17 protein-coding genes and 1 CRISPR repeat array are annotated in these 19115 nt (G+C 73.8%); of the genes, 7 read left to right on the top strand and 10 right to left on the bottom strand.

Annotated features, from left to right (window positions below; genetic code table 11):
• The first annotated feature begins 60 nt into the window (after positions 1–60).
• Complete coding sequence (gene katG, locus LPC08_RS15860) at positions 61–2241, top strand: catalase/peroxidase HPI (RefSeq protein WP_370643359.1); 2181 nt, start codon at positions 61–63, stop codon at positions 2239–2241.
• Positions 2242–2633: 392 nt separating this feature from the next.
• On the opposite strand, the gene ilvD is transcribed toward katG, so the two are convergent.
• Both ilvD and LPC08_RS15850 read right to left on the bottom strand, forming a co-directional pair.
• A complete protein-coding gene (gene ilvD, locus LPC08_RS15855; protein ID WP_230449205.1) occupies positions 2634–4472 on the bottom strand; it encodes a dihydroxy-acid dehydratase in 1839 nt (612 codons plus the stop codon).
• A 141-nt stretch (positions 4473–4613) separates the two neighbouring features.
• On the bottom strand, positions 4614–4811 hold the full coding sequence (locus tag LPC08_RS15850) for a DUF1289 domain-containing protein (protein ID WP_230449204.1): 198 nt from the start codon (positions 4809–4811) through the stop codon (positions 4614–4616).
• Positions 4812–4885: 74 nt separating this feature from the next.
• Between LPC08_RS15850 and LPC08_RS15845 the strand changes: the two genes are divergently transcribed.
• From LPC08_RS15845 to LPC08_RS15825, 5 genes are all read left to right on the top strand, one after another.
• Positions 4886–6361 carry an ABC transporter substrate-binding protein gene (locus LPC08_RS15845; protein ID WP_230449203.1) on the top strand — a complete coding sequence of 492 codons (1476 nt, stop codon included), beginning with the start codon at positions 4886–4888 and terminating at the stop codon, positions 6359–6361.
• Positions 6358–7266, top strand: coding sequence for an ABC transporter permease subunit (locus LPC08_RS15840; protein ID WP_230449202.1), 909 nt, complete (start codon positions 6358–6360; stop codon positions 7264–7266). The genes LPC08_RS15845 and LPC08_RS15840 overlap by 4 nt, the downstream gene beginning before the upstream one ends.
• Entirely contained in the window at positions 7263–8042 is a 780-nt protein-coding gene (locus LPC08_RS15835) for an ABC transporter permease subunit (RefSeq protein ID WP_230449201.1), read from the top strand. Before LPC08_RS15840 ends, LPC08_RS15835 begins: the two co-directional genes overlap by 4 nt.
• A 42-nt stretch (positions 8043–8084) precedes the next feature.
• Complete coding sequence (locus LPC08_RS15830) at positions 8085–9749, top strand: formate--tetrahydrofolate ligase (protein ID WP_230449200.1); 1665 nt, start codon at positions 8085–8087, stop codon at positions 9747–9749.
• Between the two features lie 185 nt (positions 9750–9934).
• Positions 9935–11122: direct repeats of the CRISPR family, unit length 29 nt; unit sequence GTGTTCCCCGCGCTCGCGGGGATGAACCG.
• A gap of 115 nt (positions 11123–11237) precedes the next feature.
• Positions 11238–12224 (top strand): Bug family tripartite tricarboxylate transporter substrate binding protein, encoded by a 987-nt coding sequence (locus LPC08_RS15825; RefSeq protein ID WP_230449199.1) that lies wholly within the window; start codon positions 11238–11240, stop codon positions 12222–12224.
• Positions 12225–12251: 27 nt separating this feature from the next.
• Here the strand turns inward: LPC08_RS15825 and LPC08_RS15820 are convergent, their stop codons facing one another.
• Positions 12252–12758, bottom strand: coding sequence for a YqhA family protein (locus tag LPC08_RS15820; protein WP_230449198.1), 507 nt, complete (start codon positions 12756–12758; stop codon positions 12252–12254).
• A 183-nt stretch (positions 12759–12941) separates the two neighbouring features.
• Here LPC08_RS15820 and LPC08_RS15815 point away from each other — a divergent pair, with 183 nt between their 5' ends.
• The gene (locus LPC08_RS15815; protein ID WP_230449197.1) at positions 12942–13619 is read left to right on the top strand and encodes a YjbF family lipoprotein; all 678 of its coding nucleotides are present in this window, start codon (positions 12942–12944) and stop codon (positions 13617–13619) included.
• On the opposite strand, the gene LPC08_RS15810 is transcribed toward LPC08_RS15815, so the two are convergent.
• From LPC08_RS15810 to LPC08_RS15780, 7 genes are all read right to left on the bottom strand, one after another.
• Complete coding sequence (locus tag LPC08_RS15810) at positions 13600–14658, bottom strand: glycosyltransferase family 4 protein (RefSeq protein ID WP_230449196.1); 1059 nt, start codon at positions 14656–14658, stop codon at positions 13600–13602. The genes LPC08_RS15815 and LPC08_RS15810 overlap by 20 nt on opposite strands.
• Before the next feature lie 12 nt (positions 14659–14670).
• Positions 14671–15486, bottom strand: a complete 816-nt coding sequence (locus LPC08_RS15805) for an FkbM family methyltransferase (protein WP_230449195.1) — start codon at positions 15484–15486, stop codon at positions 14671–14673.
• Complete coding sequence (locus tag LPC08_RS15800; protein WP_230449194.1) at positions 15483–16337, bottom strand: VOC family protein; 855 nt, start codon at positions 16335–16337, stop codon at positions 15483–15485. Before LPC08_RS15800 ends, LPC08_RS15805 begins: the two co-directional genes overlap by 4 nt.
• A complete protein-coding gene (locus LPC08_RS15795; RefSeq protein WP_230449193.1) occupies positions 16334–16990 on the bottom strand; it encodes a glutathione S-transferase family protein in 657 nt (218 codons plus the stop codon). Before LPC08_RS15795 ends, LPC08_RS15800 begins: the two co-directional genes overlap by 4 nt.
• Before the next feature lie 35 nt (positions 16991–17025).
• Positions 17026–18045 carry an NAD(P)/FAD-dependent oxidoreductase gene (locus LPC08_RS15790; RefSeq protein ID WP_230449192.1) on the bottom strand — a complete coding sequence of 340 codons (1020 nt, stop codon included), beginning with the start codon at positions 18043–18045 and terminating at the stop codon, positions 17026–17028.
• Positions 18046–18190: 145 nt separating this feature from the next.
• Complete coding sequence (locus tag LPC08_RS15785) at positions 18191–18358, bottom strand: hypothetical protein (protein ID WP_230449191.1); 168 nt, start codon at positions 18356–18358, stop codon at positions 18191–18193.
• 352 nt (positions 18359–18710) lie between these two features.
• Positions 18711–18917 (bottom strand): cold-shock protein, encoded by a 207-nt coding sequence (locus tag LPC08_RS15780; RefSeq protein ID WP_230449190.1) that lies wholly within the window; start codon positions 18915–18917, stop codon positions 18711–18713.
• Positions 18918–19115: the final 198 nt, after the last annotated feature.

Below are 19115 nucleotides of genomic sequence, written 5' to 3'. Positions count from 1 at the left end.
GGAAACATGAACGTCGAGAGCGGATGCCCGATGCACCAGGGCAAGGCGGAGAACCCCAAGATGGAGGGCGCCGCCGTCCTGTTCGAGATGACGAACCGGACCTGGTGGCCGAACCAGCTCGACCTGTCGATCCTGCATGCCAACCCGCCCGCGCTCGACCCGATGGGCCAGGGCTTCGACTATGCGGCGGAGTTCAGGACGCTCGACCTCGCGGCGGTCAAGCGCGACATCATCGCGCTGATGACGGTGTCGCAGGATTGGTGGCCCGCCGATTTCGGCCATTACGGCCCGCTCTTCATCCGCATGGCCTGGCACAGCGCCGGCACCTACCGCATCGGCGACGGGCGCGGCGGCGGCGGGGCCGGAACGCAGCGCTTCGCGCCGCTGAACTCCTGGCCGGACAACGCGAACCTGGACAAGGCGCGCATCCTGCTCTGGCCGATCAAGCAGAAATACGGGCGCAAGCTGTCCTGGGCGGACCTGCTGATCCTGACCGGCAATTGCGCGCTGGAATCCATGGGTCTCCAGACCGCAGGCTTCGGCGGCGGCCGCGCCGACGTGTGGGAGCCGGAGGCGGGCATCTCCTGGGGCCCCGAGCGCGAGTGGCTGGGCGACGAGCGCTACAGCGGCAACCGCGACCTGGCGCATCCGCTGGCGGCCGTGCAGATGGGCCTGATCTACGTGAATCCCGAGGGGCCGAACGGCAACCCGGACCCGCTCGCCTCGGCGCACGACATCCGCGACACCTTCGGCCGCATGGCGATGGGCGACGAGGAGACGGTGGCCCTGATCGCGGGCGGCCACACCTTCGGCAAGACCCACGGCGCCGCCGACCCGTCCCAGTACATCGGGCCGGAGCCGGAGGGCGCGGGCGTCGAGATGCAGGGCCTCGGCTGGGCCAACAGCTTCGGGTCCGGCAATGCCGGCGCGACCATCACCAGCGGGCTGGAGGTCACCTGGACCTCGAAGCCGACGCAGTGGAGCAACGACTACTTCGACAACCTCTTCGGCTTCGAGTGGGAGCTGACGAAGAGCCCCGCCGGCGCGCACCAGTGGGTCGCGAAGGACGTGCCGCCGGAGCGCATGGTGCCCGACGCACACGACCCGTCGAAGAAGCATCGGCCGACCATGCTGACCAGCGACCTCGCGCTGCGCTTCGACCCCATCTACGGCCCGATCTCCCGCCGCTTCCACGAGAACCCGGAGGAGTTCGCCAAGGCCTTCGCCGAGGCCTGGTACAAGCTGACCCATCGCGACATGGGCCCGCATGGCCGCCTGCTGGGCCCCGAGGTGCCGGCCGAGCCGCGCATCTGGCAGGACCCGGTGCCGGCGGTGGACCATCTGCTGGTCGACGCGGCGGACATCGCCGCGCTGAAGCGGAAGATCCTGGATTCCGGCCTGTCCGTCTCCCGCCTCGTCGCGACCGCCTGGGCCTCCGCCTCGACCTATCGCGGCTCCGACCGTCGCGGCGGGGCGAACGGGGCACGCATCCGCCTCGCGCCGCAGAAGGACTGGGCGGTGAACGAGCCGGCCGAGCTGGCCAAGGCGCTCTCCGTGCTGGAGCGCATCCAGGCGGAGTTCAACGGGGCGCAGGCGGGTGACGGCACGGGGGGCAAGAAGGTCTCGCTGGCCGACCTGATCGTGCTCGGCGGCTGCGCGGCGGTCGAGGCGGCGGCGAAGGCCGGCGGCCACGACGTCACGGTGCCCTTCACCCCGGGTCGCACCGACGCATCGCAGGAGCAGACGGATGCGGAATCCTTCGCGCCGCTGGAGCCCAGGATCGACGGCTTCCGCAACTTCGTGGGCGAGACCTCGATCCGCGCCGCCGAGGAGATCCTGGTCGACCGCTCGCAGCTCCTGACCCTCTCGGCGCCGGAGATGACGGTGCTGGTGGCCGGGCTGCGCGTGCTGGGCGCCAATGTCGGCGGCTCGAAGCACGGCGTCTTCACCGACCGGCCGGGCACGCTGAGCAACGACTTCCTGCGCAACCTGCTGAACACCAGCACCGCGCTGAAATGGGAGGCCTCGCCCGAGGCGGACGGCACCTACACGGCCAGGGACCGCAGGACCGGCGAGGCGAAGTGGTCCGGCACGCGGGTCGACCTGATCTTCGGGTCCAACTCGCAGCTCCGCGCCCTGTCGGAAGCCTATGCGACCGACGACGCCGGGCCGGCCTTCGTGGAGGCCTTCGTCAAGGCCTGGACCAAGGTGATGAACGCCGACCGCATCGACCTCGTCTGACGGTCGTCGGCGTCCGTGGCCCGGGGGAAAGGCGCTGCCTTTCCCCCGCTACCCCCTTTCCGCCAGGACCCTCTGATCCCCTTTGGGGGCCCTGGACCCGATCCGTGCTGCCGCGGGACAGCCTGCGTCGGGGTCGCGTCGCCGGAGGTCATCGACCTCCGGCGGGCCACGTCGCCCCGCCTGCTGACGGCTTCCTGATTCTTCCGCGACCCGCCTGACAGCGCGATCCTTGGGTGCAGCCCGCGGGCTGCACTTTCACCGCGGAGAACCAGCCGCCCGGCGGGGTCCGGGGCCAGCCTGTGGCCCTGGTGGAGGGGGCATCGGGGGGCCGACGCACTGCGTCGACAAGCCTCCCCCGGGAAACGGGCGCGACGCGGCGGCCCGCGACCGCCTCAGCTCTTCGGAATCTTCCGCACCGCGCCCTTGGCGGCGCTGGTCGCCAGCATGGCATAGGCCTGCAACGCCGTGCTGACCTTGCGCGCGCGCGGCGCCGCGGGCTTCCAGCCGGCGGCGTCGCGGGCGGCGCGGCGGCGGCCCAGCTCCGCCTCGTCCACCGCCAGGTGGATGCGGCGGTTGGGGATGTCGATCTCGATGCGGTCCCCCTGCTCGACCAGGCCGATCAGCCCGCCCTCGGCCGCCTCGGGCGAGACATGGCCGATGGAGAGGCCCGAGGAGCCGCCGGAGAAGCGCCCGTCCGTCACCAGGGCGCAGGCCTTCCCCAGCCCCTTCGACTTCAGGTAGCTGGTCGGGTACAGCATCTCCTGCATGCCCGGCCCGCCGCGCGGCCCCTCGTAGCGGATCAGCACCACCTCGCCCGCGACCACCTTGCCGCCGAGGATGCCCTCCACGGCCGCGTCCTGGCTCTCGAAGACATGGGCGGCGCCGGTGAAGGTCAGGATGCTCTCGTCCACCCCGGCGGTCTTCACGATGCAGCCGTCGAGGGCGAGGTTGCCGAACAGCACGGCGAGACCGCCATCCTTGGAATAGGCATGCGCCGCCTCGCGGATGACGCCCGTCTCGCGGTCCAGGTCCAGCGCGTCGTAGCGGGCGTCCTGGCTGAAGGCGACCTGGGTGGGGATGCCGCCCGGGGCGGCGCGGTAGAACTCCTTCACCGAGGCGCTCTCGGTGGTGCGGATGTCCCAGCGCGCCAGGGCCTGGCCCAGCGTGCCCTCGGCGACGTTGCCGACGGAGGTGTCCACGAGGCCCGCGCGGTCCAGCTCGCCCAGGATGCCCATGATGCCGCCGGCGCGGTGCACGTCCTCCATGTGGACCTGCGACACGGCGGGCGCGACCTTGCACAGCACGGGGACGCGGCGGGAGAGCCGGTCGATGTCCGCCATGGTGAAGGGCACCTCGCCCTCGTTCGCGGCGGCCAGCAGGTGCAGCACCGTGTTGGTCGAGCCGCCCATGGCGATGTCGAGCGTCATCGCGTTCTCGAAGGCGGCGAAGGAGGCGACGTTGCGCGGCAGGACGGAGGCGTCGTCCTCCTCGTAGTAGCGCTTGGCGAGATCGACGATCAGGTGCCCCGCCTCGACGAACAGCCGGCGGCGATCGGCATGGGTGGCGAGCGTCGAGCCGTTGCCCGGCAGCGCCAGGCCCAGCGCCTCGGTCAGGCAGTTCATCGAGTTCGCCGTGAACATGCCGGAGCAGGAGCCGCAGGTCGGGCAGGCGGAGCGCTCGATGACCTTCACCTCCTCGTCGGAGACGCGGTCGTCGGCGGCGGCCACCATGGCGTCGATCAGGTCGTACTTCTTCGTGACGCCCTTGGCGACGACCTTGCCCGCCTCCATCGGCCCGCCGGAGACGAAGACGACGGGGATGTTCAGCCGCAGCGCCGCCATCAGCATGCCCGGCGTGATCTTGTCGCAGTTGGAGATGCAGACCATGGCGTCGGCGCAGTGCGCGTTGACCATGTATTCCACGGAATCCGCGATCAGCTCGCGCGAGGGCAGGGAGTAGAGCATCCCGTCATGGCCCATCGCGATGCCGTCATCCACCGCGATGGTGTTGAACTCCTTGGCGACGCCGCCGACCTGCTCGATCTCCCGCGCGACGAGCTGGCCCAGGTCCTTCAGGTGGACATGGCCGGGGACGAACTGGGTGAAGGAGTTGACGACGGCGATGATCGGCTTGCCGAAATCGCCGTCCTTCATGCCGGTGGCGCGCCAGAGGCCGCGGGCGCCGGCCATGTTGCGGCCATGGGTGGTGGTGCGGGAGCGATAGGCGGGCATGGTCTGGCTCGTTTCCGTGGGGCGGCGGGGCCGTTTCCCTGGTCCTCTCCCACGAACCGGCGGGGCAGTTCAACGCATGGCACCCCCGCGATGGCCGGGGGGCTGGCCGGGGGGGCTGGCCGGGCGCCCGGTGGTGCCCCGTTACTTCCGCGCCTCCTTCCCGGCCCGCCGCCCACCCTCCCGCAGCGCCTCGATCCGCGCCGGCAGGCGGCGGGCGATGCCCGGCTGGGTCTCCGGCCGGCGCTTCCAGTCGCGGCATTCCCCGCGCGTGCGGCCGCAGGCCAGGCACCAGCCCGTGGCGGCGTCGAAGCGGCAGATGCTGGTACAAGGGCTCTTCATGCTGGCATCGTCCTGGCCTGGGCGTTCCTGGAATGATACATTATAACGCATCCTCCCTGGCTCAGGATGCCTTCATGCGCCGCCGCTCGCTGCTGACCGCGACCCTGCCGGCCCTGCTGCCCTGGCCGGCGTTGGCCGGACAGGTTCCGGAGCGGCCGCTGCAGATCGGGCAGGCCTTCCTGGCCGAAGGACTCGACCCGGTCCAGGGCAGCGCCGGCTGGGCGCTGCAGTCGCATGGCGTGGCCGAGACCCTGTTCACCGTGGACCGGCGGGGCACGGCGGTGCCGAATCTGGCGACCGGGGCGCGGGCGGAGGGCGAGTCCTGGCTGGTGAGCCTGCAGGCGGGGCTGCGCTTCTCCGACGGCACGCCGCTCGACGCCCAGGCCGCCGCGGCCAGCCTCTCCCGCGCCGTCCGGGGCAATCCCCGCGCCGCGACCGGGCTGGGGCGGGAGGCCGGGTTCGAGGCGGTGGATGCCACCACCCTGCGCATCCGCCCCGCCCGCCCGGTGGCCGCCCTGGCACCGCTGCTGGCCGAGTTCCCGCTGGTGATCCATCGCCCCACCGCCGCCGCCCCGGTCTTCACCGGGCCCTGGCGCGTCACCGGCTTTCGCGCCGGCGACCGCATCACGCTGGAGTCCAACCCGCACCACCGCGACGGCGTGGCGCGCCGCCCGGCGGTGATCCGGCGCGTGGCCGATCCGGCGGCCCTGGCGATCGGGCTGGAATCGGGGGAGCTGGACCTGGCCTTCGGCCTGGTGCCGGAGACGCTGGATCGGCTGCGCCGTGTCGCGGGGGTGGCGGTCCGCTCCTTCCCCGTCGCCTACCAGTACATGATCATGGCCAATACCCGCCGTCCCGCCCTGGCCGACCCGCAGGTACGCCGTGCCCTCTCCCTGGCGCTGGACCGCGGGCAGCTCGCCCGCGCCCTGCTGGGCGGGGCGCCAGCCAGCGGCCTGTTCCCCGCCTGGATGCCCTGGGCCCTTCCCGATCCCCTGCCGCATGATCGCGCCGCCGCCGCCGCGCTGCTGGACGGGGCGGGGTGGCCGTTGCAGGGCGGGCTGCGCCGGCGCGACGGCCAGGTGCTGGAGGTCACGCTCGCCGCCTATCCGCAGCGCCCGGACTTCCTCGCCCTGGCGCCCCTGGTGCGGGCGCAGTGGGAGGCGCTGGGCCTGCGCGTCGCGACGCGGGTGGTGGAGAACGGCACGGCGGCGCTGCAATCGGGGGATTTCGACCTTCTGTTCTGGACGACCCATGTCGCGCCCGGCGGCGACCCTTCCTTCGCGTTCGAGCAGTATGCCCGCACCGGCGCGCCGCTGAACGGGATGGGCTTCTCCGATCCGGCGCTGGACGGCGTGCTCGACCGCCTGCGCTCCGAGCCCGGCACCGAAGCCCGCGCCACCCTGGCCCGCGAGGCCGGGGCGCGGCTGAACGCGTTGGCGCCGGTCCTCTTCCTGCTCACGCCGGAATGGCACCTCGGCACCTCGGCGCGGCTCGGGACCTACGAGCCCTTCCCCTCCGACTACTACATCCTGCACGCCGGGGTGCGTTGAGCGCGGCGCTCCGCCTCGCGCTGCTGTTCCTGACCGGCAGCCTCGCCGCCTTCCTGGCCACCCGCGCGGCGCCGGGCGACCCCGCCCTGCTGGTCCTGGCCGAGGCCGGGCTGGGCGGCGAGGCCGCGCCCGCCCTGCGTGCCGCCTTCGGCACGGAGCTTCCCTGGCTGTCGCAGTATCTCCGCTTCCTGGGCGGGCTGCTCCGCGGCGATCTCGGCCTCTCCTTCCGCACCGGCCTGCCGGTGCTGCCGGAGCTGCTGGGGCGCCTGCCCGTCTCCCTCGGCCTGTCGCTCGGCGGGCTGGCCGTGGCGGCGCTGGGCGCCCTGCCGCTCGGCCTCGCCGCGGCGGCCCGCCCGCGCGGCGCGGCCGATCGCGGGCTCGGCCTGGCTACCCTGGCGAACCAGGCCCTGCCGGGCTTCTGGCTGGGCTCCGCCGCGCTCTGGCTGCTTTCCGCCCGGCTGGGCGCGTTCTCGCCGCTCACCGGCACCGCCTGGGAGCGGGCGGTCCTGCCGGTGGCGCTGCTGGCCTTCGCCGCGCTGCCGCCCCTGGCCGGCGCCGTCCGCGCCGCCTACCGGGAGGTGGCCTCCAGCCGCCACCTCCGGGCCGCACTGGCCCGCGGCGAGCCGGTCGGCGCGGTGCTGCGCCGCCAGGGCGCCCCGGCGGCCCGCCTCGCCCTGCTCGCGGCCGCGACCGGGGAGGCTGCCTTCGCGCTCGGCGGCGCGGCGGTGCTGGAGGCGCTGCTGGGCCTGCCCGGCCTGGGAAGCTGGGCGGTGGAGGCGGCGCGGGCCCGCGACTGGCCGGTGCTCCAGGCGACCATCCTGGCCGCCTTCCTCTGGGCGCTCGCGGTGCAGCTCGCCGCCGGCTGGCTGCGCGTCCGGCTGGACCCGCGCCTGCGGGCCCTGTGACGCGCCCCGCCGCCCGGCTGGCGCGGCGGGTGGTGCCGCTGCTGCTGCTGGCCGCCGCCGCGGCGCTGGCCCCCGCCGCCGACCGGCCCGACCTCGACCGCCGCCTGCTGCCCCCGGGCCTCGCGGCGCCGCTGGGGACGGATTCGCTCGGGCGCGACCTCCTCGGGCGGGTGCTGGCGGGGGGCTGGCCGACCATCGAGGCGACGGCGGTCGCGCTCGCCGCCGCGATCGCCCTGGGCCTGCCGCTGGGCCTGGCCGGGGCCCGGGCGGAGGGGGCCGGCGCCTGGGCGCGGGGGCTGGCCGCGCTGCTCTCCGCCCTGCCGGGCCTGCTGCTGGGCATCGTGGCCGCGGGGCTGCTCGGCGGGCTGTCCCCCGCCGGGGCGGGGCTGGCGCTGGCGCCGCCCGCCGCGGCACAGGTGGCGCTGGTCACGGCGAGCTGTGCCGCGGCGCAGCTCGCGGAGCCGCATGCCCGCGCCGCCGTGGCGCTCGGGGTGCCCCTGCCGCGCCTGCTCTGGCGCCATGTCCTGCCGATGCTGTCGGGGCCGCTGCAGGGCTGGGCGGCCGCGCGCCTGCCGCGGCTGGCCCTGGCCTATGGCGGGCTGGCCTTCCTGGGCCTGGGCGCCGATCTGGGGCGGCCGGACTGGGGGGCGATGGTCTGGGAGTACCGCACCCATGCCTGGACGGCGCCCTGGCTGCTCGTCGGGCCGGCACTCGGGCTGCTCGCCCTGGCCCTGGCGCTCCGGGCCCTGCTTGCCCCCTCTCCGGCCGCGTCGTAACCGCTGGGAGGCGCCGACCCGACCGAGGAGTACCCGCCCCGCATGGCCACCGACCTCGAGATCGCCCGGGCCGCCACCCTGCAGCCGATCCTCCGCATCGCCGAGCGGGCGGGCATCCCGGAGGCGGCGGTGGAGCCGCACGGGCGCTTCAAGGCCAAGCTGGACCCCGGCCGCATCCCGGATTCCGGCAGGACGGGCGCGCTGGTCCTGGTGACGGGCATCAACCCGACCGCGGCCGGCGAGGGCAAGACGACCACCACCATCGGGCTGGGCGACGCGCTGAACGCGCTGGGCACGCGGACCATGATCTGCCTGCGCGAGCCCAGCCTCGGCCCCTGCTTCGGGGTGAAGGGGGGCGCCACGGGCGGCGGGCGGGCGCAGGTGGCGCCGATGGAGGACATCAACCTCCACTTCACCGGCGACTTCCACGCCATCACCAGCGCCAACAACCTGCTCTCGGCCATGGTGGACAACCACCTCCACTGGGGCAACGCGCTCGGGCTCGACCAGCGGCGGATCACCTGGCGCCGCGCCATCGACATGAACGACCGCGCGCTGCGCGACGTGCTGGTGGGCCTCGGCGGCATGCCCAACGGCCTGCCGCGCGAGGACGGGTTCGACATCACCGTGGCGAGCGAGGTGATGGCGATCCTGTGCCTGTCGAACGACCTCGCCGACCTCCAGGCCCGGCTGGGCCGCATCATCGTCGGCCAGAGGCGCGACGGCACCAGCGTGACGGCGGCCGAGCTGAAGGCGCACGGCGCCATGGCGGCGCTGCTGCGCGAAGCGATGTTCCCCAACCTGGTGCAGACGCTGGAAGGCAGCCCGGCGCTCGTCCATGGCGGCCCCTTCGCCAACATCGCGCATGGCTGCAACTCCGTCGCCGCCACCCGGCTCGGGCTGCGGCTGGCCGACGTGGTGGTGACGGAGGCGGGCTTCGGCGCCGACCTGGGCGGCGAGAAGTTCTGCGACATCAAGTGCCGCCTCGCCGGCCTCTCGCCCGAGGCCTGCGTCGTCGTCGCGACCGTGCGCGCGCTGAAGCTGAACGGCGGCGTGGCGCGCGGCGAGCTGGACCGCGAGGACGTGGCCGCCGTGAAGCGTGGCGTGGTCAACGTCGTGCGGCACGTCGAGAACATGCGCCTCTTCGGCCTGCCGGTGGTGGTGGCGCTGAACCGCTTCACCTCCGACACGGAGGCGGAGATCGCCGTGGTGCGCGAGGCGCTGGCGCCGCTGGGCGCGGAGGTCGTGCTCTGCACCCACTGGGCCGACGGCGCGGCGGGGGCGATGGAGCTGGGCCGCGCCGTGCGACGGCTGATCGAGGACGGCACCGCGCGCTTCGCCCCGATCTACGAGGACTCGCTGCCGCTGGAGGAGAAGATCCGCACCATCGCGCGGCGGATCTACCGCGCCGCCGACATCGCCGTGCCGCCCTCCGTGCATTCCCGGCTGAAGCGGTTCGAGGAGGCGGGGTTCGGCCAGGTCCCCGTCTGCATCGCCAAGACGCAGTACTCCTTCAGCGCCGATCCCGCCGCCCTCGGCGCCCCCACCGGCCATGTCCTGCCGGTGCGCGAGGTGCGCCTCGCGGCCGGCGCCGGCTTCGTGGTGGCGATCTGCGGCGACGTGATGACCATGCCCGGCCTGCCGCGCAGCCCGGCCGCCGAGCGCATCGGCCTGGATGCGGAGGGCAACATCGAAGGGTTGTTCTGATCCCCGGGGCGGGCTCCGGGCCCGGCCATGCGGTGCGGGCGGGGCGCCACGGCTTTGGTCTGGGCCCCGTCGCGCCCGGGGCGGTATGCTCGGCCCGGTCCCCGGTCCGGCTCGGAACGGGCATTCCGATCGGTGGTTCTTTCGGCAACCGAATAGCGATGGCAGAACAGTCGCTTACAGGAAAGGTGTTCCCCGCGCTCGCGGGGATGAACCGACCTTCTTCGTGACTGACCTGTCCCTGGCCGTGTGTTCCCCGCGCTCGCGGGGATGAACCGCGTGTCGCCTGGGACTACCTCAAGGCGTTGTCGTGTTCCCCGCGCTCGCGGGGATGAACCGGCGGCGCTGCGCGAGGATGGCCGGCCCATCATGTGTTCCCCGCGCTCGCGGGGATGAACCGCGCCTCTTCCACCAGGTCGGTCGCGGTTCCGTGTGTTCCCCGCGCTCGCGGGGATGAACCGCGATAGGCGCTGCCGCTGTCCGTCGCGAGCACGTGTTCCCCGCGCTCGCGGGGATGAACCGCGTCGCTCATCCATCGCGCGAATGTGGCGCGAGTGTTCCCCGCGCTCGCGGGGATGAACCGGTCGGCGGGCCGCTGATCGGCATGCTGGTCGGGTGTTCCCCGCGCTCGCGGGGATGAACCGCCGGCGATTGTCTCCGGGCGGCAGGCGGAGACGTGTTCCCCGCGCTCGCGGGGATGAACCGTGCGCCCGGATGTCGTCATCCCATTCCGCATGGTGTTCCCCGCGCTCGCGGGGATGAACCGCTGCATCGCGAGGACGGCCCTGCCTACATCGAGTGTTCCCCGCGCTCGCGGGGATGAACCGTCGATGCGCATCGTGCAGGTGCCCGCCGACTGGTGTTCCCCGCGCTCGCGGGGATGAACCGGCGACGCGGGGCATCAGGCGGGCTCCCGCCGGGTGTTCCCCGCGCTCGCGGGGATGAACCGACCTGGCCGCCTGTCGCGCCGCCAGTGCTGATGTGTTCCCCGCGCTCGCGGGGATGAACCGTGGAAGAATCCAGGCGGCATCAGGCGGACAGCGTGTTCCCCGCGCTCGCGGGGATGAACCGGCGAGGGGATAGGGCGCGCAGGACTGGCGCGCGTGTTCCCCGCGCTCGCGGGGATGAACCGCACGAGGACTGGCTGCGCGAGCGCAGCGACGCGTGTTCCCCGCGCTCGCGGGGATGAACCGGCTGGACGCTTCCCTCCGCGCGCACGGCGCAAGTGTTCCCCGCGCTCGCGGGGATGAACTGGGGTCGACGACAAGATGTCCTGTGTCGCCGGCGTGTTCCCCGCGCTCGCGGGGATGAACCACGAGTTGGCCGCCGCTCACACGAGTCTCGTAGGTGTTCCCCGCGCTCGCGGGGATGAACCGATAAGCCAACGGCCGCCTGGCCGGGACCGGCCATGCGGCGCGGCGGCCGGCTCTTCGCGGCAAAGGCTCGCCCCGTCTAGCATGCCCGCCAGGAAAGAATGCCGGAGACACGTCCATGACCCTTCCGCTGCCGCGGCGCGCGGCCTTGCTGGCCCTGTCGGCACCCCTGGTCCTGCCGCGTGCGGCGGCCGCGCAGGGGGCGGGCTGGCCTGACCGGCCGCTGCGGCTGATCCTGCCCTATACCCCCGGCGGCGGCACGGATGGCGTGGCCCGCACCCTCGCGGCGCGCCTCCAGGCGGAGCTGGGCCAACCCGTCGTCGTGGAGAACCGCCCCGGCGCCGGCGGCAACCTGGCCACCGAGCTGGTCGCGACGGCGAAGCCCGATGGCTACACCCTGCTGATGGGTAACCAGGGGCCCATGACGGTGAACCCGACGCTGTTCGGCCGCACCCTGAAGACCGACCCGGCGACGGCGCTCGACCCGGTGGCGATGGTGGCGGAGACGCCGCTGGTGCTGGTGGTCGGCCCCGGCACCCGGGCGAAGACCCTGGCGGAGCTGCTGGAGGAGGCACGGGCGAGGAAGGGCGAGCTGAACTACGCCTCGCCGGGCAACGGCTCGGCGGGACACCTGGCCATGGCGCTGCTGCTGCTCCAGGCCGGCGTCACCGCGACGCACCTGCCCTTCCGCGGCGCGGCGCCGGGGCTGACCGACGTGGCGGCGGGGCACATGGCGGCGATGATCTCCACCCTGCCTTCCGTGCTGGGGCTGGTGCAGGGCGGCACGCTGCGGGCGCTGGCCGTCACCGGCCGCAGCCGCGTCGCCGCCCTGCCGGACGTGCCCACCGTGGCCGAGACCCTGCCGGGCTACGCCGTCACCGCCTGGTACGGCATCCTCGTGCCGCATGGCACGCCGGAGCCGGTGCGCGCCCGCCTCGCCGGGGCGATCGACACCGCGCTGGGCGCGCCGGAGCTGCTGGACCGGCTGCGCGCGGATGGCACCGAGCCCTTCCGCATGGACGCCGCCGCCTTCGGCCGCTTCATGGCGGAGGAGCGGACCCGCTGGGCGGAGGTGATCCGCAAGGCGGGGATCGAGGTGGACTGACCGCGCCCCGGCCCCGCGGCGCCCGGCCTATTCGTCGCGGGGCGGGCTCTCGATGATGCGGTCGGCGATGGCCATCAGCATGTAGCCGATGATGAAAACGACGTTGATCACCACCAGCCAGGTGAGCTGCGTCACGCTGACCGTGTCCTCCAGCTTCATCAGCCCCTTGGCCAGCGCGACCGCGGCGATGGCGGCGAGCGAGGCGAAGAGCTTCCGCTTCAGCCCGGAGAAATCCACCGTGGTCAGCCAGATCGGCCAGTTCGGCCGCTGCTCCGGGCTGATCCGGGTGACGACGTTCTCGTAGCCCGAGAAGATCACGATGATCACCAGCCCGCCGACGAAGGTCATGTCGACCAGCGACAGGATGCCCAGGATCACCTGGTGCTCGCTCAGCGTGCCGATGCTCGCCACCATGCGGAACAGCTCGATGGCGAAGGTCGCGAGCAAGACCACCAGCGCCACCACCAGCCCGAGGTAGAAGGGCGCCATGATCCAGCGGCTGGCGATGATCAGCCGTTCGACGAACTGGTGCACGCGAATCGCCTCCGAGGGTTCCGGCCGCCGTCCGGCCCCTGTCTGGCACGGCGCGGCCCGCCCCGTCCCGCCGGCCCGGCGCATGGCACGCTGCCGGGCCCGCGTGCCGGATTTTCCCGCATGCCGGGTGGTCCCATCTTCTCTTTCGCGCCATCCTGCGGAACGCCCGGAGCCGGCCCCCGCATGCGTCGCACCCTTCTCCTCCTGCTGCCCCTCTGCCTTCCCCTCGGGCTGGCGGGCTGCGGCGACACGCCGTTCAGCGACGTGCTGCGGATGAGCCTGCTCCTGCCGCCACTCGGCCCCTCGGGCCCGCCGCAGCCCGAGGAACTGGCGCCGCCGCCCGACACCCTGCCCCCGGCCACCGAGTCGGCGCCCGGCGAGCCGGCGCTGCTGGTCAGCATCGGCAGCCGCCGCGCCACCGCCACCCTGCTGCAGCAGAACGGCGAGCAGCGGCTGTGGCGAAGCGCCAGCGGGCTGGTGGTGGCGACCGACGGGGCGCGAGTGGTGGCGACGGCCGGGCTGCCGGTCTGGCTGACGGCGACGCGGCTGGACGGGCCGGACCCGCTGGACGATCCTGGCGCCCTGGCCGAGCGGCCGGCGGTGTTCCGACGCTCGGTGGACCTGATGCGCTCCAGCCGCTCGCCGGACGGGATGCGCTTCGGCGTCTCGCTGGAATGCCGCCTCCGCGCGGTGCGCCAGGAGGAGGCGCTGCTGATCGAGGAGCGCTGCGGCGGCGGTGCCTCCTTCACCAACCGCTACTGGGCGGTGCCGGAGACGGGTTCGATCTGGCGTTCCGAGCAGTGGGTCGGCGGCGACCGCGGGTTGATGGTGATCGAGGTGCTCACCCCGCCCGCCAGCTGAGCCCGGCCTGGCGCACGCGCCGCGCTACCCAGGCCAGCCAGAGCAGCTGCACGCATAGCGCCGGCACGACGACCAGCGGCTTCATCCAGGGCGAGAGCTCGCGGAACAGCAGCGCCAGGGCGAAGTGGAACAGCGCGAAGCCCCAGTGGATCGCGGCGACCCGCGCGGTCGGCACGCCGCTGCGCTGGGCCATCTGGTAGAGGTGGGTGCGGTGCGGCCTGCTGGCCCGCTCGCCCATGGCGATCCGGCGCAGCAGGGTGAAGCCGGTGTCGAAGAGCAGGGCGAAGAGCAGCAGCGGCACGATCAGGAACGACACCTGGTTCATGTCGAAGCGGGAGGCCGCGACCGCCAGCACCGCCATCATGAAGCCCAGGAACTGCGAGCCGACATCGCCCATGAAGATCCGGGCAGGGGGCAGGTTGAAGGGCAGGAAGCCCGCGAGCCCCGCGGCGAGGAACAGCGAGGCGGCGTAGACGAAGCCGCCCCCCTCCAGCGCCGCGATCAGGCAGAGCCCGGCGCAGGCGATCAGCAGCGTGCCGCCGACCAGCCCGTCCAGCCCGTCCATGAAGTTCACCGCGTTGGTGCAGGCCAGGATCCAGAACAGCGTCAGCGGCAGGCCGACCCAGCCGAGGCTGACGGGGCCGATCCAGGGCAGGGCCAGCCGGTCCACGACCAGCCCGCTGCCGATCGCGACCAGCGCCGCCCCGCCCTGGGCCGCGAGCTTCACCACGAAGCGGAAGTTCACCACGTCGTCGGCCAGCGACACGGCGGCGATCACCAGCGCGGCCAGGATCACGCCGACGAACTGCGGCTCGGCGATCCGGGCCAGGGCGGCGACGTGGTAGAGCACCAGCATCCCCGCCACGAAGGCGCCCACCACGCCCACGCCGCCGCCGCGGGGCGTCGGCACCGCATGCGCGCTGCGGGCGTTGGGCCGGTCGAGGATGGGGAAGGCGATCATCAGGCGCACCAGCGCGCCCGACAGCACGGTGAGCAGCAGGGCGAAGCCCAGATGCTCGAGGATGTTGGCGAACTGCATCGTCGGGTCAGGTCAGGGCTGCAACCGGTCGGCTTCGAGGCTGGCGTAGACGTCGCCGCTGTTCGCCCCGGCCGGCAGGGCGAGCAGCCATTCCGCCATGGCCGCGTGCCCGGCCGGGCGGGGCAGGGCGAAGGCCGGCGTCTCGCCCAGGCAGGCGTTGAAGCGGTAGGGCCCGAGCGCCGCCAGGCGGTCCAGGCAGGCCAGCGCCACGGGGCGCTGGATCGTCGTGAACTCGAAGGAGAGGGCGCGCAGCGGCTGCGACAGCCCGGCCAGCACCTGGGCCTCGTAGCCCTCCACGTCGATCTTGGCGAAGGCGGGCGCGCCGTGCCGCGCGACCAGCGCGTCCAGCGTGGTGACGCGCCGCGCCAGCCTGCCGTCCCAGACCTGCCCCTCCCAGCCCGGGGCGCCCTGCGCGGCGGCGACGAAATCATCCGAGGCGGTGGCGACGGTCGGGTTCGCGGTGTTCAGCCGCAGCACGCCCTCGCCCGGTGCGGCGCCCACCAGGGCGCAGACCACCCGCACCTTCGGATCGGACCGGAAGAGCAGGCGCAGCAGCCGCGCCAGCCGGGGCTGCGGCTCCACCGCCACGGCCCTGGCGCCGAGCCGCCGGAAGGAGGCCGTGCGGTCGCCGACATGGGCGCCGAGGTCGAAGCCGGTCTCGCCCGGCCCGAGGAAGCGGCCGAGCAGCGCATCCAGCCCCTCCGCCCGGCCGGGGGCGTAGTAGGTGCGGAGCGAGCGGCCGATGGCGGCGGCCGGGCTCGTCGGCGCCGCGTCCCCGGCCCCGGGCGCTGCGGCGCCCCTCCGCCGGGCGACGTGCGGACCGCTCACGCCGCGAAGGCCAGGGCCACGCCGCCTGCCCGGTCCGGCGGCACGGTCAGGCCCAGCGGCCCGTCCGCGGCGACGCCAGCCAGCAGCCGGCGCGCTGCCGCGTTGCCGTCGCCGGTGCGGACCACGATCCCGGCAAGGAAGGGGAGGGAGGGCGGGACGACGCCCGGCAGCACCGCCTCCAGCGAAGCGGGCGGCAGGATGCGGACGCGGCCGTGCCGCAGCGGCAGGGCGTAGCCGCCGGCCGGATCGGGCTCCAGCGGCAGGCCGGCGAGGCGGGAGAGGCGGGCGGCGCTTTCGGCCGGGGCCTCGCTGGCCAGCACCACCGTCTCCAGGGCGACGGCGTTGTTCGGGTGCTCCAGCCAGCGCGGCTGCCAGAGCAGTTCCGGCGTCAGGTGCTGGATGAGCTGGATGCGGCCCTCCGGCGCGTCGGGCAGGGGCAGGCGGGAGAAGGCGGCGCGCGGGCCGTCCGGCGCGTCCACCGGGCGCTCCAGATGCGAGACGCCGGGGATGTCGAGCCCGGCGGCGCGCAGCCGGGCCAGGTTGGCCCCCGCATCCGCGATGGCCAGGGCGAGGATGTGCATCCCCTCGTAGCGGTCCAGACGCTGGCCCATGCCGTTGTCCGGCAGGCTGGGGTCCAGGATCGCCAGCAGCTCCAGATAGCCCTGGCGCAGCATCGCGCAGCGGTTGCCGGTCGCCATCGGGACCGCCGGGCCGCCGGGCACGGCCGGGGCGGAATGGCGGGCCAGCGGCGTCAGGGCGAAGCCCAGCGCCTCCCACCGCGCCCAGAGGGCGGGGCCGTCGCGGGTGCAGACGCCGACATGGTCCAGCCCCGTGGCGACGCCCTCGGTCACGCGAGGGACTCGTATTTCGGGAGGAGCCATTCCTTTGGCTCGGCCGCGGCCTCCGCATACCAGCGCTCGACCAGCGGATGCGCCCGCACCGCCGCGCAGTAGCCCTGCGCCGCCGTGCCCAGCTCGGGGCGGTAGGTAAGGAAGCGGGCGACGACCGGCGCGTACATGGCATCCGCCGCGCCGAGCTCCGCGCCGAAGAGGAAGGGCCCGCCATGAGCGGCGAGGCATTCGCCCCAGATGGCCTCGACCCGCGCGATATCGGCCAGGCTCTCCGGGTTGCGGCCCAGCCCGGCATAGTCGCGGCCGAGGTTCATCGGCATGGCCATGCGCAGCGCGCGGAAGCCGGCATGCATCTCCGCCGCGACCGAGCGCGCCTGGGCCCGTGCGACGCGATCGGCGGGCCAGAGGGCGGGGGCGATCTCGGCGCAGTACTCGGCGATGGCCAAGCTCTCCCAGACCTTCGCGCCGCGGTGCTCGAGATAGGGGACGAGGCCCGCCGGGGTGGCGTCCCGGATCGCCGCCGTGCCGCCGCCGCCGGCCAGCGGGATCAGCACCTCCTCCACGTCCAGCCCGGCGAGATGCACGGCGAGCCAGCCGCGCAGGCTCCAGGAGGAGTAGCGCCTGTTGCCGATGATGAGGCGGCCTTCGGCCATGTCCCGCTCTCCTTGGTCGCGTCGCCCGGCGCCGCTCAGGCGGCGGGGACGCCCTTGCTGGTCGAGTACTCGAAGTGCAGCGCCACGTCGGGGAAGACGCGCGGGTGGATCGCATGGGCGGCCATCGCCGCCTCCGAGAAGCCCTGCAGGATCAGCTTCAGCTTGCCGGGATAGGTCGCCACGTCGCCGATCGCATGCACGCCCGGGACGTTGGTGGCGCAGGTCGCGGGATCGACGGTGACATGGTGCTTGTCCAGCCCGAGCCCCCATTCGGCGATCGGGCCCAGTTCCATCGACAGGCCGAAGAAGGCGAGGAGGTGGTCCGCCTCCACGTCCCGCTGCTCGCCCTTCAGCGTGGCGAGGGTGACGTGGGACAGGGTGGCGCCGTCGCCCTTCAGCCCGTGCAGCTGGTAGGGGATGGCCAGCTCGATCTCGCCGCGCGCGGCCGCCTCCTCCATCTGCGAGACGGTCTCGGGCGCCGCGCGGAACTTCGGCCGGCGGTGGACCACGGTGACCTGCGCTGCGACCTGCTTGAGCGAGAGCGCCCAATCGACCGCGGAATCGCCGCCGCCCGCGATCACCACCCGCTTGCCGCGGAAATCCTCGCGCCGCGCCACCAGGTAGCGCACGGCGCCGCTGGCCTCGTAGCTTTCCAGCCCCTCGAGCGGCGGGCGGTTGGGGCCGAAGGCGCCGGCGCCGGCGGCGAGGATCACCGCCTTGGCCACCACCGTGTCGCCCTGGCTGGTGGTGAGCGTCAGCGTGCCGTCCCCGTCCCGGGCCAGCGCCTCCACCCGGCGGCCGAGCAGCAGGATGGGGGCGAAGGGCTCGGCCTGGGCGCGAAGCTGGTCGATCAGCTCACCCGCCGGGATGCGCGGGTGGGCGGGGATGTCGAAGATCGGCTTCTCGGGGTAGAGCGCGGTGCACTGGCCGCCGAGGGCCTCCAGCGCGTCGATCACCACGCAGCGCATCTTCAGCATGCCGCATTCGAAGACGGCGAAGAGGCCCGCAGGCCCGCCGCCGATCACGGCCACGTCCGTCTCGATGCGCGCCACCATGCCGTCCTGCCCTCGCCGATCCGCCGGAGCGGGGGTGATACAGGCAAGCGGCGTCGGAAACAAAGCCGGGTCCCCCCCATGGCCTGGGCGGGCGGCCCGGGCGGGCCGGCGCGGCCGCCCTGCGCGTGGGGGAGGGTTGGGCCGCTCAGCCCACCATGTCGTGGATCAGCTGCCGGATCTCGGCGGCGGACATGGCCAGCGGCTCCGGCTGGCGCGGCAGGCCCTGGACCGGCGCGATGCCGGCGGGGCGACGCGGCGGGACGGGGTGGTGGGCGGCATGCGGCGCGCGGGCGCCGCGGGTATGTGTGTTCATGAGCTTATCGTTCCTTGGCCGGGGCGCGCCGTAGGACACCGTCGGCGTTGATATGGATGAGCGGCGGGTGGCCCGGGGGGGCCATCCGCTCCGCCAGGCTACGGTCCTGGAGGAAGGGTCTGCACCGGCTGCGCCCGCGGGACCCGCGTCGGCGGGCTGGTGCGGGGAAGTCCCGGTTGGTTGTCGTGGAGGGCCGGCCCTGCTGGTCTGCCGGCGGATGGTCCGGAACGCTATCCCGGACGGCCGGGCGCGCCGTGGCCCGAAGGCCGGGGCGCACCCGGACGGGGGAGGCGCGGAGGCGCCCCCGATGGCCGGGCCCGGCCGCTGTCGCGGCGGGCTGACCGGCCACAGATCAGGCGCGGCGGAGGTTGCCGGCCGAAACCTTGCCCTGGTTGCCCTTCTGGAGGTCGAACTCCAGCTTGTCGCCCTCGCGCAGATCACCCACGCCAGAGTTCTGGACGTCGGTGATGTGGACGAAGACGTCCTTGCTGCCATCCTCGGGCTGGATGAAGCCATAGCCCTTGGTCGCGTTGAACCACTTCACGGTGCCGATCGCCATGCGTCCGGACCCTTTCGTCGCAATAGGCCACCGGGCGACGCTGCCCGGCGGATCAAGGCTCGATGGGGGACGGTCACTCGGCTCGGCGCTCGAAGACGACGACGGAGCAGGCCGAAACCACGACTTGACGTGATCCAAATGGGCCCTCGGCGCCCGGAATGCAACCATTCCCTGTCGGAGGTGCCGCATGGCAGCCCC

The sequence above is a fragment of the Roseomonas sp. OT10 genome (assembly GCF_020991085.1).
Taxonomy (GTDB): Bacteria; Pseudomonadota; Alphaproteobacteria; order Acetobacterales; family Acetobacteraceae; genus Roseomonas; species Roseomonas cutis.
This window is presented reverse-complemented; position numbering and strand designations above follow the sequence as displayed.